This is a genomic window from Alcanivorax sediminis, from assembly GCF_009601165.1.
Taxonomy (GTDB): Bacteria; Pseudomonadota; Gammaproteobacteria; order Pseudomonadales; family Alcanivoracaceae; genus Alcanivorax; species Alcanivorax sediminis.
In genome coordinates, this window is the sequence record NZ_WIRE01000001.1 from 2,145,687 (window position 1) to 2,163,169 (window position 17,483).

Annotated in this window: 16 protein-coding genes; 13 read left to right on the top strand and 3 right to left on the bottom strand. The window is 58.3% G+C overall.

All coding sequences use genetic code 11. From position 1 onward, the window contains the following. Window positions 1–2: 2 nt before the first annotated feature. From GFN93_RS09795 to GFN93_RS09820, 6 genes are all read left to right on the top strand, one after another. Window positions 3–1,337 (top strand): SLC13 family permease, encoded by a 1,335-nt coding sequence (locus GFN93_RS09795; RefSeq protein ID WP_153500921.1) that lies wholly within the window; start codon window positions 3–5, stop codon window positions 1,335–1,337. Between the two features lie 89 nt (window positions 1,338–1,426). Continuing rightward, window positions 1,427–2,203 carry an outer membrane lipoprotein-sorting protein gene (locus GFN93_RS09800; RefSeq protein ID WP_153500922.1) on the top strand — a complete coding sequence of 259 codons (777 nt, stop codon included), beginning with the start codon at window positions 1,427–1,429 and terminating at the stop codon, window positions 2,201–2,203. After that, on the top strand, window positions 2,200–3,525 hold the full coding sequence (locus GFN93_RS09805; RefSeq protein ID WP_153500923.1) for an ABC transporter permease: 1,326 nt from the start codon (window positions 2,200–2,202) through the stop codon (window positions 3,523–3,525). The genes GFN93_RS09800 and GFN93_RS09805 overlap by 4 nt, the downstream gene beginning before the upstream one ends. Beyond that, a complete protein-coding gene (locus GFN93_RS09810; protein ID WP_153500924.1) occupies window positions 3,522–4,802 on the top strand; it encodes an ABC transporter permease in 1,281 nt (426 codons plus the stop codon). Before GFN93_RS09805 ends, GFN93_RS09810 begins: the two co-directional genes overlap by 4 nt. Before the next feature lie 31 nt (window positions 4,803–4,833). Next, window positions 4,834–5,535, top strand: a complete 702-nt coding sequence (locus tag GFN93_RS09815) for an ABC transporter ATP-binding protein (protein ID WP_153500925.1) — start codon at window positions 4,834–4,836, stop codon at window positions 5,533–5,535. Continuing rightward, a complete protein-coding gene (locus GFN93_RS09820) occupies window positions 5,519–6,754 on the top strand; it encodes a hypothetical protein (protein ID WP_153500926.1) in 1,236 nt (411 codons plus the stop codon). Before GFN93_RS09815 ends, GFN93_RS09820 begins: the two co-directional genes overlap by 17 nt. A gap of 296 nt (window positions 6,755–7,050) precedes the next feature. On the opposite strand, the gene GFN93_RS09825 is transcribed toward GFN93_RS09820, so the two are convergent. Further along, window positions 7,051–8,250 (bottom strand): fatty acid desaturase family protein, encoded by a 1,200-nt coding sequence (locus GFN93_RS09825; RefSeq protein ID WP_153500927.1) that lies wholly within the window; start codon window positions 8,248–8,250, stop codon window positions 7,051–7,053. Between the two features lie 10 nt (window positions 8,251–8,260). Beyond that, window positions 8,261–9,370, bottom strand: a complete 1,110-nt coding sequence (locus tag GFN93_RS09830) for a ferredoxin reductase (protein ID WP_153500928.1) — start codon at window positions 9,368–9,370, stop codon at window positions 8,261–8,263. Window positions 9,371–9,900: 530 nt separating this feature from the next. On the opposite strand from GFN93_RS09830, the gene GFN93_RS09835 reads away from it, so the two are divergent. From GFN93_RS09835 to GFN93_RS09860, 6 genes are all read left to right on the top strand, one after another. After that, complete coding sequence (locus tag GFN93_RS09835; protein ID WP_153500929.1) at window positions 9,901–11,157, top strand: outer membrane protein; 1,257 nt, start codon at window positions 9,901–9,903, stop codon at window positions 11,155–11,157. 11 nt (window positions 11,158–11,168) lie between these two features. Then, window positions 11,169–11,591 (top strand): type 2 periplasmic-binding domain-containing protein, encoded by a 423-nt coding sequence (locus GFN93_RS09840; protein ID WP_153500930.1) that lies wholly within the window; start codon window positions 11,169–11,171, stop codon window positions 11,589–11,591. A 105-nt stretch (window positions 11,592–11,696) separates the two neighbouring features. Then, on the top strand, window positions 11,697–12,188 hold the full coding sequence (locus GFN93_RS09845; RefSeq protein WP_153500931.1) for a hypothetical protein: 492 nt from the start codon (window positions 11,697–11,699) through the stop codon (window positions 12,186–12,188). 58 nt (window positions 12,189–12,246) lie between these two features. Next, on the top strand, window positions 12,247–12,663 hold the full coding sequence (locus GFN93_RS09850; protein WP_328594491.1) for a hypothetical protein: 417 nt from the start codon (window positions 12,247–12,249) through the stop codon (window positions 12,661–12,663). A 139-nt stretch (window positions 12,664–12,802) separates the two neighbouring features. Next, window positions 12,803–14,182, top strand: a complete 1,380-nt coding sequence (gene dbpA, locus GFN93_RS09855) for an ATP-dependent RNA helicase DbpA (protein WP_328594492.1) — start codon at window positions 12,803–12,805, stop codon at window positions 14,180–14,182. Between the two features lie 102 nt (window positions 14,183–14,284). Next, entirely contained in the window at window positions 14,285–14,485 is a 201-nt protein-coding gene (locus GFN93_RS09860) for a YgaP family membrane protein (protein WP_153500933.1), read from the top strand. Window positions 14,486–14,577: 92 nt separating this feature from the next. Here the strand turns inward: GFN93_RS09860 and GFN93_RS09865 are convergent, their stop codons facing one another. Next, the gene (locus GFN93_RS09865) at window positions 14,578–15,858 is read right to left on the bottom strand and encodes an MgtC/SapB family protein (RefSeq protein ID WP_153500934.1); all 1,281 of its coding nucleotides are present in this window, start codon (window positions 15,856–15,858) and stop codon (window positions 14,578–14,580) included. Window positions 15,859–16,041: 183 nt separating this feature from the next. Here GFN93_RS09865 and GFN93_RS09870 point away from each other — a divergent pair, with 183 nt between their 5' ends. After that, window positions 16,042–17,406 (top strand): WS/DGAT/MGAT family O-acyltransferase, encoded by a 1,365-nt coding sequence (locus GFN93_RS09870; RefSeq protein ID WP_153500935.1) that lies wholly within the window; start codon window positions 16,042–16,044, stop codon window positions 17,404–17,406. The last annotated feature ends 77 nt before the right edge of the window (window positions 17,407–17,483 follow it).

The following is a 17,483-nucleotide window of genomic DNA, read 5'->3' on the forward strand; positions in this document are numbered from 1 at the left end:
TAATGATGATGCGACTGGGTTTGATCGCGGGGTCGGTGCTGGCAGCCGCGCTGGCTTACACACTTCCGGAAGCGCCGGCTACCGGGGTTGGCTTTGCCCTGCTGGTGCTGATCGGTCTGTTGTGGCTGACGGAAGCCTTGCCGCTGACCTTCACCGCCCTGATGGTGCCGGTGCTGGGCGTGGCGCTGGGGTTGTCCAATATCAATGCCGCACTGGCAGGTTTCGCCCATCCGGTCGTTGCGCTGTTCCTCGGGGGATTTGCGTTGGCCGCTGCGTTAGGCGAGCACGGCATCGATCGTTGGCTGGCCCAGAAACTCTTGTTGCTGGCCGGGGGAAGGGCGCTACCGGCAGTACTGCTGTTGTCGCTTACTACCGCCTTGCTGTCCATGTGGATCAGCAATACAGCGACCACGGCCATGCTGCTGCCGATAGCCCTTGGCATGTCCGCCCCCCTGGCAGACCAGTATCCGCGTTATCGGGTGTTTCTACTGCTGGCGCTGGCCTGGTCCGCCAACATCGGCGGCATGGCCACACTGGTGGGAAGTCCACCCAATGCCATTGCGGCAGCAGCGCTTGAGTGGTCGTTCAACGAGTGGCTGGCAGCGGGTGTCCCTGTCTTTTTGGTGTTGTTCCCGATCGCGCTGCTGGTGCTGTTCTTCATCTGTCGACCGGAGGCAAACCTGCCGCGGGTGGACACCCTGTCCCGGGTAGCCTTTCCCTCCACGCTGGGTGCCCGTATGACACTGGCTATTTTCCTGCTCACTGTGATGCTGTGGGTGTTGGGTGCGCCGTTGGCCGACGTACTGGCCATCGAAAAGGGGTTTGATACCTGGGTGGCTGTGCTGGCCATCGTGCTGTTGGGTGTTACCCGCTGTGTGACCTGGGCCCAGGTGGAGCAGCACGCCAACTGGGGGGTGCTGCTGTTGTTTGGCGGTGGCATTACGCTCTCTACCTTGCTGCAGAGCTCTGGCGCCAGTGCCTGGCTGGCAGAGGGTATGAGCGGCATTTTGCCAGAAGGCCACCCGTGGTTGGTCTACCTGATTCTCGGCACTTTCATTATTTTCCTGACCGAGGTGGCCAGTAATACGGCCAGTGCTGCCTTGCTGGTGCCGCTTCTGATGCCAGTGGGGGCCACTGTGGGTGCGGATCCTGTTGCCGTTGCCCTGCTGGTAGCCTTCGGCGCCAGTTGTGCGTTCATGCTGCCGGTGGCCACGCCCCCCAATGCGATGGTGTATGGCAGCGGCCACGTGCCACAGAAGACCATGATCCGGGCCGGGGTTATATTGAATGTGATTGCGGCCCTGGTGCTGTCAGTCATGGTGCCCTGGCTGCCATGATTGCGGTTTAACCGTGCGGATCATTGATACCGGTCAGGGACGGTGTTTGGCATAGTGATAAGGTCTTGAAACGCATCCAGGGAGGGGCAATGAGAGACACAAACGCACCTTTTCGGTTTTTTACTTTTTTCGGCTTGCTCGCGTTGCTGTTGCCCGCCATGGCGCAAGCGTGGGATGCCGATGAATTGATGCGCCATATTGATGGCCTGTGGCGTGGCAACACTTCCCAGGCGTCCATGACCATGACCGTGACGACCCGCCGTTATGAGCGGGCCATGACCATGCAGGCCTGGTCCAGGGGCAAGGATTATTCGCTGATCGTCATCAAGGCGCCGGTGAAGGACAAGGGCGTGGCCACCCTAAAGGTGGAACAGAACATCTGGAATTATCTTCCCAAGATCAACCGTGTCACCAAAGTGCCATCGAGCATGATGTCCGGCTCCTGGATGGGCAGCCATTTCACCAACGATGATCTGGTCAAGGAAAGTACCTTCGAGGACGACTACGACTCCAGGATTTCCTTTGAGGGCGAGCGCGACGGGAAACCCATTATCGAGATCACCTCCATACCCAAGCCGGATGCGGCAGTGGTGTGGGGCAAGGTGGTGATGACCATCGATCAGCAAGAACTCGCGCCGTATCAGGCCTGGTACTACGACGAGGAGGGCACCCTGATCCGCACCATGGTGTTCGATCAGTGGCAGCAGCGCGACGCGCGAACCGTGCCCATGCGCATGTCACTGCAGCCGGAAGACAAACCCGATGAATCCACCGTCATCACCTACCATGACATCGTCTTCGATGTGCCGCTGGACGACGACTTCTTCTCCCTGAAAACCCTCAAGCGCGGACAAATATCGCCATGAGCCGGCTGTCGCACCGAAGCCAGGATTTGTCCGGCTCACGGCTGCGGATCTTTCTGTTCATGGCCTGGCGCAACCTCTGGCGTTACCCCGTGCGCTCGCTGCTCACCGTGTGTGCCTTGTCTGGTGGTCTGGCCATGGTGATTTTCAACGCTTCATTGATGACCGGGATGACCCGGCAGATGGTGGTGTACGCCACGGAAGTGTCCACCGGCCACATTCAAGTGCACCGCCAGGCGTTTGCCGATGATCAGGATCTTTACGCGACTCTTCCCTGGCCATGGCTGGAAGATATAGAAGCGGACTTCCCGAATTTGAAGGTGGCACCACGACTCTATGCGGCCGGGCTGGCCAGTACCGCTGACACGTCCACCGGGGTCATGATTCGTGGTGTGGATGCCGAGCGGGAGCTGGCGGTAACGCGTATGTTGCGTCAGGTGCGTCAGGGCGAAGTGGATCTGGGCATCATAGACCAAACGCCTCAGGGGATCGCACGCTACGGCATTGCCGTAGGGACACAGCTGGCCAGGAACATGCGAATAGCGCCTGGCGATGAGCTTGTGCTGGTCACCCAGGCCGCCGATGGCAGCATCGGCAACGCCCTTTTTGTGGTGACAGCAGTTCTCACGCCAATGGAACTGAATTTTGACCGCATGGGTGTGGTCATGTCCCGTGAGGCCTACCAGCAATTGATGTTCCTCGAAGACGGTTTCCACGAGCTGGCTATCCTGATGGACAATCTGGATCAGCTGGAAACGACCAGGCTGGCACTGCAAGCTCGCCTGACGGAACTGGCGAAGCAGAACCCGCTGGACGAGTGGGGCGGCCCCATCGAAGTACGTACCTGGAAAGAACTGAATCCCGCTGTGTCGGAGATGCTGGCAGTGAGCAGCAGCATGACGCTGATCATCGGCCTGATCATTGTGGCGCTGGCATCACTGGGTATGCTCAATACCATGCTGATGGCCGTCCACGAACGCACCCGCGAGTTCGGTATCCTCATGGCCATCGGCATGAAAAAGGTCTGGATACTGGTGATGGTGTTGCTGGAAGCACTGTGCCTCTCGTTGCTGTCTGCGGTTATAGGTGCCTTGCTGGGTAGCTGGCTGGGCCTGCGCATGGAAGAGACCGGCATTGACTTCAGCGACATGATGCCGGATGGCTATGATTGGGGCGGGCTCATTTTTGAGCCGGTCATGAAAGGCTATCTGGAGCCAACGCACGTGCTCTATGCCAGCGTCATGATGATCATTGTGGCGCTGCTGGCCTCACTGATACCGTCCTGGCGCAGCATTCGCCTGAAACCGGTGGAGGCCATGCGATGAGTGAACTCAAGCGCCATGCCCGTCTGCATCCGGCCCTGCTGCTGCGTCTTACCTGGCGCAATCTCTGGTGTCATCCGAAGCGGACCCTGATCACCCTGAGCTCCATTGGGATCGGCTTTGTGCTGGCGGTGTTCTTCATCGGCCTCAACGATGGTTCGCACAATGCCATGATCCGCAATGCCATCAAGCTGGGGGAGGGTTATATCACCGTGCAACCGAAGGGGTACCTGGAAGCCCCTGCCAATGACAAATATCTGGCTGATGGCGCAGCGCTGCGCGAGCAATTGTTGGCGCTGAATCTGCCGGGACAAGTGGATGCACGCATTTCCCTGCGGGTGCTGGTCAGCTCCCCCTACAACTCCGTGGGCGCAGGGCTGGAAGGGATGGCGTCCAGCGATCAGCGAGCACAGATGCTGCAGCCCTTTGTCATCAAGGGTGAATGGCTGCAAGCCGATGACGAAAGAGGGGTGGTCATTGGCGAAGGCATGGCCCGCAAGCTCAAGGTGAAAGTGGGCGGCAAGATCGTGCTGATGGCGGGCAAGCGGGGTGGCGATTCCGAGGCCCAGCTTGGCCGGGTGCGGGCGATCTTTGACTCCAGCATGGACGAGCTGGATAACTTTCTGGTGATCAGCAACGTGCAGCTGGCCCGGCATTTTCTGGTGGCGGAAGGCGCCGATATTAACCGCCAGCCTTTGACTCGCCTTGCCGTCTCTCTGGATGATCCCGAGTCGCTGGCAGACTGGAAAAGGCGCATCGACGGGGAGCTGCCAACATCATCTGTTGTGGTGCTGGACTGGCAGCAGATGATGCCGCAGCTGGTGCAGTTCATAGTCCTGGATAGCGCCGGTGCCTATGTGTTTCTCGCGGTCATTCTGGTGCTGATCGTGTTTGGCATCGTCAATACGGTGCTGATGAGTGTCTTGGAACGCACCCGGGAATTCGGATTGCTCCGCGCACTCGGGCTCAGTCGTTCCCATCTACTGTTGATGGTCTTTCTGGAAGCCACCTTGCTGAGCGTATTGGCAGTGGGGATAGGCTGGACGCTGGGTGGGCTGGTGCACCTGTGGTTCTCCCAGCATGGTCTGGATCTCACCGGGGTGCTCGGTGACAGCACCGCTGTAGCGGGCACCTTCATGGATCCGGTAGTGCGTACGGAGCTGTCACAGGCCCGCGTGCTGCAACTTACCCTGATCGTATTCCTGACCACACTTACCACCGGCATTTATCCGGCCATCAAAGCGGCCAGAGTCACGCCAGTCGCAGCACTGAGGACTTGATAATGGGGATTAATGGAAAAGGACACACACCATGACGCTGGTCCGACTGGAAAATATCAGCAAGACTTTTCGCCAGGGCGATATCGAAGTCCATGCGCTGACCGATATCAGTCTGGATGTCTCGGAAGGGGAGTTCGCGGCGCTGGTTGGGCCCTCCGGGTCAGGTAAAACTACGTTGCTGAACATCATTGGCGGGCTGGACAGTCCCACCAGCGGCAAGGTGCATCTCAATGGCACCGACGTGACCGCCCTGAATGAATCGCAGCTGTCGGATTTCAGACTGTTCCAGTTGGGCTTCGTGTTCCAGGCCTACAATCTGGTGCCGGTACTCAGCGCGCTGGAAAACGTGGAGCTGATCATGGTGCTGCAGGGGCGCGCTGAATCAGAGCGTCGGGAGCGAGCGCGCCATTATCTGGATCTGGTGGGACTGGGCAAGGTCATGGACCGGCGTCCCTCCGCACTCAGCGGCGGTCAGCAACAACGGGTGGCAGTGGCGCGAGCGTTGGCCAGCGGGCCGCGGCTGGTGCTGGCAGATGAGCCCACCGCGAATCTGGATTCCGACAACGCGACAGCCTTGCTGGACATCATGCACAAGCTTTCCCACGAGGAGAAAACCACCTTCCTTTTCTCCACTCATGATCCGCGGGTCATGGAGCGGGCAGAGCGTATCATTCAGCTGCGTGACGGCAAGGTGGAAATGGATCGGGTGATAGCGGATGCGAACGCCGTGTAATTCTGCTCTCCGCCCTGTTCGCGCGGGGCTGACCTGCCTGCTGTTGTGTGCAGTGCCGTTGGCGCAGGCCGCGCCCTTTACTGCGCGACTATCCCTCACGGGCACTACCGGCTATGCACAACCGGGTGACATTGGTTATGTGGATGAAGATAACCGTACCCTCAGCGCAGATCAGCAGACGGCCCGGCTGATGGCCGATCCGGTGACCGACTTCGGTGATTTTTCTGCGCACTTGCGGCTGGTGCGGTTGCGTCAGGAAAAGGTGTCGTTCAATGATGCCTCAATAAATCAATTTCGCTGGCGCGACCTGTCCAGTGACTGGGTCAATGAAACCGCAGCGGATCGGCAAACCCGTGCCGGGCACGAGATTGATCGATTGTCATGGCGCTATATGACGGAGGTGTTTGCCGTCACTGCAGGTCGTCAGGCCATCGATTGGGGCACGGGCCGGCTGTGGCAACCGCTCAATGTGTTCGGGGCCTTTGCCCCCACGGATCTGGACACCGAATTCAAACCCGGGGTGGATGCCCTGCAGGTGGAAACCTGGCCAGCGGATTTTTCCTCTCTTGCCTTTGCTGCCGTGGCGGCGCCGGAACACAGTGACCATGCTGCAAGCGGAGCAGCCTATTATCGTGGCCAGGTGGGGGAGCAATCCGAGCTGCTGTTGCTGGCTGCCTCGGTGAATCGTGACCAGATTTTTGGCGCAGGTTGGGAAAGTGCGATTGGCGGTATGGGCTGGCGGCTGGAAACATCGGTCTATGATCTGGAAGAAGCCGATGAAACGCCGGTGTTTGCTGTTGCCGGCGTGGACTATCGTTTTGCCAGCGAGTGGGTGGCGGTGGCCGAATGGTATTACCAGTCAACGGGCGCCAGTACAGAAGGCGAACTACTCAGCTTTCAAACCGATCCGTTCATCCCGTTCACTCTCAAACAACAGCTGGCCCGCAATGTGCTCGGTCTGGCGCTGGAAAGGGAACTCTCCCCATTATGGCGTGGTAGTTACCTCTTGCTCACCAGCGGGCTGGAGGATGAAGAAGGAGAGCTGCATGCATCGTTTCTCCATCAAATCAATCTGCATTATTCCGTCAGCAACGAATCCGAACTGCTGCTGTCACTGGCCACCGGCGGTGGCAAAGGCATCAACAGCAGCGGCGCCGGCCATTCGGAATTCGGCGCTATCCCCGCCAGCCTGACTCTGCGTTGGCAGGTGTATTTCTGAGTCTTTTTTCAAGCAATTGGTGATGCATCCGCAGTGCGAACGGGAAGGGCTGCATTCATCCAGGCAAGCTGGATTTCCCACAAAACAATCATTATCCCAATGCCTCGCAAGCAGGCAATGTCGTTGTGGGAGATTCAGCTTGCTGAACAAACAAGACCTTTCAATCTGGTATCCGGCTGGCCTTGGGGTCACGCAGTTTCAACACCCTAAAAAGTTTCGCATGCAGCGTCTCGTGTGAAGCTTGATGCAGCCGAGAAACAGGCAAAAAAAACGCGGCCCGAAGGCCGCGTGGTGTGTCAGGAGGAGGTGGCCTGACTGGGGTTGCGCTGATAGGGCTCGCCTCCGCCTGGGAAGGCAAGGCGGATATTCTTAAGCCAGGTAGTGCCGAACTGCCTGAACAAGGAGGCGCTGTTGTAGGGCAGGCCGTAGCGGTCGGCCAGCGCCCGTACACGGGGAGAGGCTTCCTTGTAACGGTTGCTGCACATGTCCGGAAACAGGTGGTGCTCAATCTGGTGGGACAGGTTGCCGGACAGCACATGAAACAGTTTGCCGCCCTCGATGTTGCAGGAACCAAGCAGTTGACGCAGGTACCAGCGGGCACGAGTCTCGCCTTCCACCTGCTCCAGGGTGAAGTTATGCACTCCCGCAGGGAAGTGGCCGCAGAAAATGATCATGAACGCCCAGATGTTGCGGATCACATTGGCGATGGCGTTGGCGCCCGCCACGATACCGAACACCGCCAGCGGTGAGAAATCCACAAAGAAGGAAATCGGAATAGCCACCAACGCTGCGGCCAGCGGCCAGGCGATGTAATCTTTTGCTACCTGACGCCAGATCTTGTAGCCAATACGCTTCAGCAGCGGTTTGAAGTCGGCGAATTTGTTCTTGCCTTTAATGTGGTCATCAATGGCTTGCTCGTGAAATGCCACTCCTTCTTCAAACAACAGCATCAGCAGGATGAAATACACCGGCTGCAGCAAGTAGGCCGGTTTCCATCTTTGCATGGGGGTTACGCGCATGATGCCGTAGCCTACGTCCAGGTCCTTTTCCAGCACATTGGTCCAGGTGTGATGCACTACATTGTGGGAATGCATCCAGCGGTCGGAGGGGCTCATGGTGTCCCATTCCCAGATGTTGGATTGAATCTCCGGGTCTTTCATCCAGTCCCATTGTGCGTGGAGCACGTTGTGGGCAATTTCCATGTTTTCCAGAATCTTGGCGATGCCCAGCATGAAGGTGCCCAGCCCCAGCAGGGTCAACATCACGGGCCAGACCGCCAGGGCATGTCCCCAGGCGGGCAGGAAGAACAGGGACGCATAGATCAGCACCCGTGCGCCGAGCGCCATGCTCCGCTGTGTCTTGATCACCTTGAGAATGTAGGCGCGGTCCCGCTCGCCGCGGGAGTCCAGAATTTCGTCACGAATGGCATCCAGTTCGCGGCCAAAATCTTCAATTTGCTCATCGGTCAGGTTCACCGGCAACTTATGTGTCTTCATCTCGGGCCCCTTACAAGTCAAGTTCGCAATCGCCGGCAGCGGCGCAAATACAGGTCTGCACAATGCTGCCTGCCTCGTTCAACACTTCCCCGGTGCGCAGATCGCGAACACAGCCTGACACCAGCGTGGTGTTGCACGTGTGGCAGATCCCCATGCGGCAACCATGGGGCGGGTTCATCCCCGCATCCTCGGCCACCTTCAATAGCGGGGTTTCGCTGTCGGCTTCGGTATCGATGCCACTCTGGGCAAAGCGTACCTTGCCGCCCACGGCATCCTTGGGGATCTCCGTGAACGGTGCGCGGAAGCGTTCTATATGCAGGTTGCGGCTGCAGCCGGCCTGCTCGAAACAGGCTTCGATGGCTTCCAGCAGGGAAGGGGGGCCGCAGGCGTACACGTCACGTTCCTTCCAGTCCGGGCAAAGCGCCGCGAGTTGGGCTTCAGAGAAATGCTGGTCCTTACCCTCGCGGGTATAGAGCAGATTGAGGTGATAGCGGGAATGTTTGGCATCCATCTCCTTCAGCTGCTTGCCCAGTACCACATCAAACTCATGTGGCGAGTAATGCAGGTGGCAGGTGTCAGGGAGACGTTCCTGGGCAATCAGACTGCTGATCATGCTGAAGGCCGGGGTAATACCGCTACCGGCCGTGATAAACAGAGGCTGGATCGGATTGGCATCGGGCAGATAGAAATCGCCTTGCGGCAAGCCAATCGGCAGATAATCACCCACCTTGATGTTGCGGACAATGTGATGGGAAATGGTGCCCTTGTCGATGGCCTTCACCGTGATGGTGAAGCAGTCATCGTTTCGTTCAGGCGGTGAGGAAATCGTATAGGTGCGTGTGTAATGTTTGCCGTTGGCGGGAATGCCGACCCGCACATGCTGACCCGCCCGGTGACCTCGCCAGTTCAACCCCGGGCGCAGGGTAATCGTGCGAGCATCCCTGGTTTCATCCCAGACCTTCTCCACTCGCGCCTGCATCTTGTGGGTGGTCCACAGAGGGTTTACCAGCTCAAGATAATGGGAGGTGCGCAAGGGCCAGGCGAAATAGTCAGTAATGGTGCTCAGTCGTGACCAGATGGACGGAGTCGTATTGTGCTCCGTTGGGACGGGTTGGCGCATAGCATTTCCTCGTTCATTGTCGTTATTTGAGGTTCTTGTAGCGTCGATATGTCGTTCGGCTGTCAGCCCTTGGCGGTGATCCAGTGTGCTGAGAGCAGTAGTTCAAGTCTGAGTATCCACCTGATCAGTCGGGCTTTTCCAACGGGTGTACGCAATCAGTACGGAAACGCATCTGAACGTAATAATCGTTGCCCTATCAGTGTGGTTGGCGTGGATCATCCTCCGCTTTGTTGTGGCGTCAGCCCCTGTTGGGAAAAAGTGCTTCGTTACCGAGAGTAAAACCAATTGTGAACAGTTGTCCATGTTTGAGTTGGGCGGTGTTCCTTTGATGTATTGCATCGGTCGCGAAACTGGCCACATAAAGACTGCCTCAAAAGTGGCAGGCACTGCTTGCCCCCTGTCCTGGCCGAAGTGCGCTTCATCCGCTAATCAATCCCAATCAACCACATTTTCTTGTCCCTGTCCGGGCTTTGACGGATAGTTTTCATACAACGGATGGAACCGGTTGTATGAAAGAACAAGGAGTGTTTATGAAGCCAATGTCCCTGGCAGTTGCTGCCATGGCGGGAAGTCTTTGGCTGCCAGCCCTGGCGGCCGAAGAAGACCTTGAGCTCCGTCTGGCGGAGCAGGATGCGAAAATCGCGGCCCTGTCCGCGCGCCTCAGTGAACAGAACCCCATCTCATCCATTGATCTTAATGTCAGCGGCTATATCAATGTGGCGGCGGTCGCTACCAATAACGTCAAGGACGCTGCAGGAAACGAGCTGACTTACCGTGGTGTCGGGCAGGAGGTGGATTATCGCTCTCTTTCATCCGCGGGCCTTCAGCTTACCGCCAGGGTTAATGATCAACTATCAGGCACCATCCAGATGCTGGCGGAGGGGGAGGAAGACTATGACGTGGATGCTGAGTGGGCCTACCTTGCGTATCAATTGACGCCCTCGTTAACGGTTCGTGGTGGTCGCCTGGTTATCCCCCTGTATATGCACTCACAGTATTACACTGTCGGGTTCGCCTATCCCTGGGTATCTCTGCCGCAAGAGGTGTACAACCTCGCGCCGGTTCGCACCATGGACGGTGTGGACGTCAGCTACCAGTTTGATACCGGCAGCATTGCCCATCGCCTCAATGGCTACCATGGCGCTGTGCAAGCCAATCTTGGTGGTCTGGAATTCTCCATGCGGGATATTGTCGGCATCAATCTAGCCTCCAACTGGGGCAACCTTTCCACCTGGTTGAGCTATGCGGGGGCGGAAGCCAATCTGGATCTTTCCAGCCAGTTCGGAGGTCCGACCCCCTACGACGTGGAGGGCGAGTACGCTTACTTCAATGGTGTCGGATTCCAGTACGACAACGGCAGCCTTTTATTCATGGCCGAACGTGCCGAAGTGACATTTACCAATAATTGGGGAGCCTCCAATGAAGCGTACTACACCACATTGGGGTATCGGGTTGCTGCGGTGACGCCCTATCTTACCTGGGCCACCGTGGAAGACCGTGGCTACAACGAGGTGAGTGATGATCCGGCTGCCGCCTTCCTCTACAACACCCAGGCCACTCACCAGAAAAGCTGGACCTTCGGGGTGCGTACCGACTTGGCCGATAGTCTGGCGGTCAAGGTCGAGGTATCCCGTTATTACGATCTGGGGGATGCCAGCCAGGCCGGCTCGGTAATATTCCCCGGCCCGACAACGGTGCCTTTCCAGACAGGTTCCTTGTTCAGTGGCCAGCCGGATGATGATGAAACGCCCATGGTGTTTCGCATCGCTGCGCAAATGGTGTTCTAGGGAGGTTGGCGATGAAAGGATTCAAGCTGACATTTTTGCTCATTGCGACGCTGATGGGCCAGCCCCTGTGGGCAGATTTAGCCGTTGTGGTCGGCAAGGATGCGCTTGTCGATAATGTCTCCACCGAAGATTTACGCCGCCTTTTCAAAGGGCAAATCCGTGCGTTGGATGGCACCCGCGTAGCGCTGCTCGACATGCCAGAGGGGAGTTCCATCAGGGATGATTTCTATTACCGGCTGCTCCACAAGCACGCAGCGCAGATGCGCTCTTTCCGGGCGCGCATGATCTTCACCGGAAAAGGGGCCCCGCCTCGTGCGGTCAGTGGGCTGTCTGAAATGAAGGTGCTGCTGCGCGCGGGCGACAAGGTGTACATCGGCTATATGGACAGCAGCCAGGTGACGCCGGATTTACGTGTGCTTATGACGTTCCCCTGATCCTCCCATCAGAGGTTTGCATTCAGACGAATCACCCAAACAGGTGAGGTGTCTGCGGGGCAAGGTCATAACATAAGAGAGATTCAAACCTGCGCAGAGTGTTCGATGACCATACAATCTCGAATCTGGCTGATGCTGCTTTTGATCCTTCCTGTTGCGGTCATGGCTTGCCCGGAAAGTGGCAAGAACGACAGGTTGCTTTATGGCATTGCTTTCAAGCTGGCGCAGGCGGGCAGTTGTCATCGACTGGAAGAGCAGGATCAGGCGGACTGTCTTGAGTCTGTCCTTTCGGAACAGGCCATGACACAGCCGGATATCCATGACGCCCTGCTGCTTATTCGTTATGGCAATGTGCGCAGAATCAGGGCGTGTAATCACCATGAAATGCGAGATATTCGACCGGGAGCAGAGATCCCGGTTGCACTGTGGACCTGTCACGATATCTCGCCTCCGGAAAGCACCTCATCGGCGGACGTGAAAACACTGGCATTTGCCATGGTCTACACCGATCCGGTGACGCTCAAGATTGCTCGCAGTGTTTTGTTGCCAGTCTCGCCGGTTGCTTCACATCATCCCGTTGCACCCGAGGTACACTAGGATTCGAATGCACCTTTCGGTAGCCTGCGTGGTACCGAATCAGACAAGGATCCTCAGGGTGAATACGAAACAACAATGGTTGCAGGCTTTTACCGGTGGCTTTATTGCCACGCTGCTTTTCCATCAGGGCGTTCTCGCGCTGTTCTGGCTGGCCGACATGATTCCGGCGGCTCCCTGGAACATGAATCCGGTGCCGCCCTTTGCCGTTCCGCAGGTCATCTCCCTGGCTTTCTGGGGCGGGCTGTGGGGCTTGCCGGTATGGTGGCTGATTCGGCGCTGGCAGGGCCTGCCGTACTGGCTCAGTGCGGTCCTCATTGGCGCCGCTGGGCCCACTCTGGTGGCCATGCTGGTGGTGTTCCCCATGAAGGGGATTGAGGTGAATGCCACCAAGGTTGTGGGTGGCCTGATCGTCAACGCTGCCTGGGGCCTGGGTCTGGCGATCTGGATGCGGCTGAGCCTGAGAAAGGCTGTATGATCTGACCCAAAAGGCGCTTAGGCGCCTTTTTTATTCCCGCCGGTTGCAGGGCATTCAGCAAAGCCGCTAAATCAGTGCGGTCGCTTGTGCTCAACAATTGCTACACTGCACGCCTGATTCCCACCACCTGAGCTTTGCCGTGACTGACTCCCTGTTTTCCTCTCTGCCGCTTGGCACAGATATGCTCGCCAATCTGGATACCCTGGGCTACGCCAGCATGACCCCGGTACAGGCAGCGAGCCTGCCGTTACTGCTGAAAGGTCACGATGTAATCGCCCAGGCCAGTACGGGCAGCGGCAAGACCGCCGCCTTCGGTATTGGGCTTCTGCATCCGCTCAATCTTCGCTATTACGGTTGCCAGGCACTTGTGCTGTGCCCAACCCGGGAACTGGCGGATCAGGTGGCAGCGGAGATCCGTCGGCTGGCCCGCGGTGTGGGCAACATCAAGGTGCTGACCCTGTGTGGCGGCCAACCCATCGGCCCGCAAATCGGCTCGCTGGAGCATGGCGCACAGGTCGTCGTGGGTACGCCGGGCCGCATACTCAAGCATCTCAGCAAGGGCACCCTGAGCCTCGACGGCCTCAACACTTTGGTGCTGGATGAGGCAGATCGGATGCTCGACATGGGTTTCTACGATGACATTGCCCAGGTCATTCGCCAGACGCCGGCCCGGCGTCAGACCATGCTGTTTTCGGCCACCTATCCGCCGGGCATCAAGCAGCTGGCCGAGACCTTCATGCGCGAGCCCGAGCATGTGGAGGTGGAAGCGCTGCATGACAACAGCCGTATCGAACAGCGCTTCTATGAAGTGGAGCCGCTGCAGCGTTATGAGGCCGTAGCCGATGCCATTGCATGCTTCCGCCCCACCAGCTGTGTGGTGTTCTGCGTAACCAAACAGCAGTGTAACGATGTGGTCGGCCAGTTGTGCCGCCGCGGGCTGTCTGCCCGCGTACTGAACAGTGATCTCGAACAGCGCGAGCGCGATGAAGTACTGACCCTGTTTGCCAATCGCAGTCTCTCGGTTTTGGTGGCCACCGATGTGGCAGCCCGTGGGCTGGATATTGATAACCTGGATATGGTGATCAATGCCGAACTCTCCCACGATCCGCAAACCCACATTCACCGGGTTGGCCGCACCGGTCGGGCAGGGGAGAAGGGGATGGCAATCAATCTGGTGGCGCCGAAAGAGGCTCGCCGAGCCATGGCCATCGAAGAGCTGCAGGGTGAAAAACTCAACTGGCATCCGGCGTCCAGCCTCAAGCCCCGCGAAGGCGATCCCATGCTGCCGCCCACCATCACTCTGTGTATTGCTGCCGGTCGCAAGGACAAGCTTCGCCCTGGCGATATCCTCGGGGCGCTCACGGGGGATGCCGGTATCCCCGGCAATCAGGTCGGCAAGATTACCGTCACCGATTACCAGGCCTATGTGGCCATCGAGCGAGACAGTGCGGAACTGGCGCTGCAGCGTTTGATGAGCGGCAAGATCAAGGGCAAGAACCGGCGAGTAAAAAAGCTTTGATGCGGTGCGGCTTGATGTGAATCAAGCTCGCGCACGATTGATGTCGACGGTGCTTTGTGTGGGTCGCATACTCGGATCAGATGACTCTGAGAGGATTGCGCCATGAAGACAAACGTAGGCAACGCCGACCGCACCTTGCGCCTGGTGGCAGGCGTCGTGATTATCGCACTGGGCATCGTTTTCCAGAGCTGGTGGGGCGCTATCGGACTGATCCCGCTGTTCACCGGCACCACCCGCTGGTGCCCCGCATACCTTCCCTTCGGGATTTCTACCTGCAAGGCGCCAGATTCACAGGACTCATAACGTCCGAACCAGGGCAAGGTGCGGCGTCTTGATGCAAAGGGGCGGTGGTCGGCCGAATGTCTATTCTTAAAAACGAATACCACGCAAAAAGTTCACTGCCACCAGGCCACCGTCATCCCGGCCACCAGCGATAGCACCATGGGAATTCCGACCAGCCAGCCCATCTGCCGTTGGCCGATCACCCAGGTCATACCGGCTTTCACCATATTGTTGGTGGCAGCGGCAATCACGATGCCGATGACCGCCGTGTTCATGGCCAGCTGATCGGTAGACATGCGCGTCAATGACAAGGTGATGGCATCCACATCGGCAATCCCGGAGCTGGCGGCTAAAACGTAAATACCGGTATCACCCAGCCAGGTTGTCAGAAGCTCACCCAGTAGCAGGATTGCAGTCAGCAATGCACCGAATACCAGCGCCGAAGTCAGATCCAGCGGGTTCTGATTCAGCGGCGGGCTGGAGATCGTCTGATGATCGCCATAGTGCTTCCAGATCAGACCAGCAGGAATATAGAGCAGCGCAGTCATTACCAGCACCGGCCAGATCAGGCTGGGCATCAGGTCCCGGTTAATCACGAAGCAGTAGGCCAGAATGCGCGGGAACATGGTGCCGCAGGCAATCAAAATGCCCGCCGCCAGTTGTCCACTGAGCTCCGGATTACGGGCGGACTGGCGGGAAAAGTGCAGGGTGAGCGCCGTTGAAGAGCTGAGCCCGGCAAACAGGCTGGTGAACAGAATGCCCTTGCGGGTGCCTGCCAGCTTCATGGCGAAGTAGCCCACAAAGGAGATGGACGCGATCATCACCACCATCCACCAGATCTCGCGCGGGTTGAGTACTCCGCCGGGCCCGAAGGGCTGATTGGGCAGCAGTGGCAGCATCACCACCGAGATCAACAGCAGCTTCAGGCCCGCATCCAGTTCATGCTCTTTTAAACGGTTGACCCAGCCATGGATCTCTTCCTTGCTGTCCAGAACAGTGGCGGTGATGACGGCCGCAGCAGCGGCCATCACCGGGTCCACCGCCACCGCGATGGCGCCGAAACAGAAGGTAAGCAGCATGCCGATCATGCCGGTGATACTGAAGTTGCGGATGTGCGCCAGACGCTCGTTGTAACCGGCAATGGACATGGCCACCACGCTGATCAACAACACCGGAAAGGCCCACTCCGTCACCTCTCGTGTCAGAACCGCGGCCACCCCACCCAGAAGGCCGATCAGGGCAAAAGTGCGGATGCCGGCAATACGTTCGCCGGATTTCTGATCGCGCGCTTCCCAGCCCCGTTCCAGCCCGATAATCGCGCCGAGCAACAGGGCCACCGCCAGGCGCAGGGTGGTCTGGTTGTTTTCGAGAAACTGGAGTGCTACGTCGTCCATGAACGCCCTGAAATCGATAAAGGAACCCTACAGAGTCTAGCCTGTTCTCCCGGTAGCAAGTAACCGCTGGCAGGTTGCCAGGTTTGACCCACATCAACTTCTTGGACCGGCCATGGGCGTACGCTGGTAGACCTTGTCCCGCGAAGGAATCGCGCTGGGAAAATACTGCAGGGAGCGAGCGCCATGAAACAAGACCGCGAGCCCATGTCCGCCGTCGACACTGCCTGGCTACGGATGGAAAACGATAACAATCTGATGATGATACAGACGGTCCTGCTGCTGGAGGGGCCGCTGGATCTGGGCCGCTTGCGGTCCGTGCTTGAACAGCGATTGCTGTCATTTTCCCGTTTTCGCCAGCGAGTGGTGATGGAAAAGGAGCATGCCTACTGGCAGGACGATCCCGGTTTCAACCTCGACAACCATGTGCATCGCGTGGGTTTGCCCGGCAAGGCAGATATGCACGAGCTGCAGGCCTTCTGCGCAGACCTGATCAGTACTCCGCTCAACTTTCACCATCCTCTGTGGCAGATGCATATCATCGATCGGGTCGATGGTCAGCACAGCGCGGTGGTGTGCCGAATTCATCACTGTATCGCCGATGGGCTCGCTCTGGTCAGGGTGTTGTTGTCCGTGGCGGACACCACCAGGGAGGGAGATCGGCAAGCGCCTAATGGCGATCGACCGTATCACCACACTTCCTGGCTGGAACGGGGCCGCCACCTTGCCCATGACCTGATTGAAGAGGCCACGGAGCTGGTACGCCATCCGGATCAGCTGCTCGAACTGGCGCGTGCCGGCTGGTCAGCCGGTGCTGAACTGGCCCGTGTCACCCTGCAGCCCCGCGACCCACCCACCTGCCTGAAACGTTCGCTGAGTGGGCGTAAAGTGGTGGGTTGGGCCGAACCGCTGGATCTGGAAGCCGTCAAGGATGTGGCCCATGCGCTTGACGGTACGGTTAACGATGTTCTGCTGACCTGTGCCACCGGAGCGCTGCGTAGCTGGCTTCTGGAGCAGGGCGATGATGTGACACAGGATCTCAACGTGGCTGTGCCATTCAATCTGCGCCCGCTGGACAAACCCATTGATACGCTCGGCAACCAGTTTGGGTTGGTGTTGGTGCGGTTGCCCATTCATCTGGCCAGTGCCCGCAGTCGCTTGCTGGAAGTGCAGAAACACATGCGCGACCTGAAGGCGTCGCCTCAGCCCTGGGTGTTTTACGGCATGCTTGTCGGGCTTGGCCAGGGGCCAGATGCGCTGGAGCAGGCCGCGCTGGAGTTCCTCAGCAGCAAAGCGTCACTGGTCATGACCAACGTGCCCGGGCCACAGAAACCGCTTTATCTGGCTGGGGCTCGCATCCTGCAACCCATGGTCTGGGTTCCCCAGTCCGGCGGAGTGGGGATGGGGCTCAGCATCCTCAGCTATGCAGGCACGGTCCAGTTTGGTGTGGTTGCGGACCAAAACCTGATGACCGATCCTCAGGGCCTGGTGGCGCATTTTCATCGCAGTTTTGAAGAGCTGGCCTCCCTGGTGCACGCAGAACAAGGCTAGCCTGGCGCCTGGCTGGCCCTTCTTTATGCTCAATGTTTTATGTTCAGACACCCCGGTCATTGCGGTTGAAATGATCG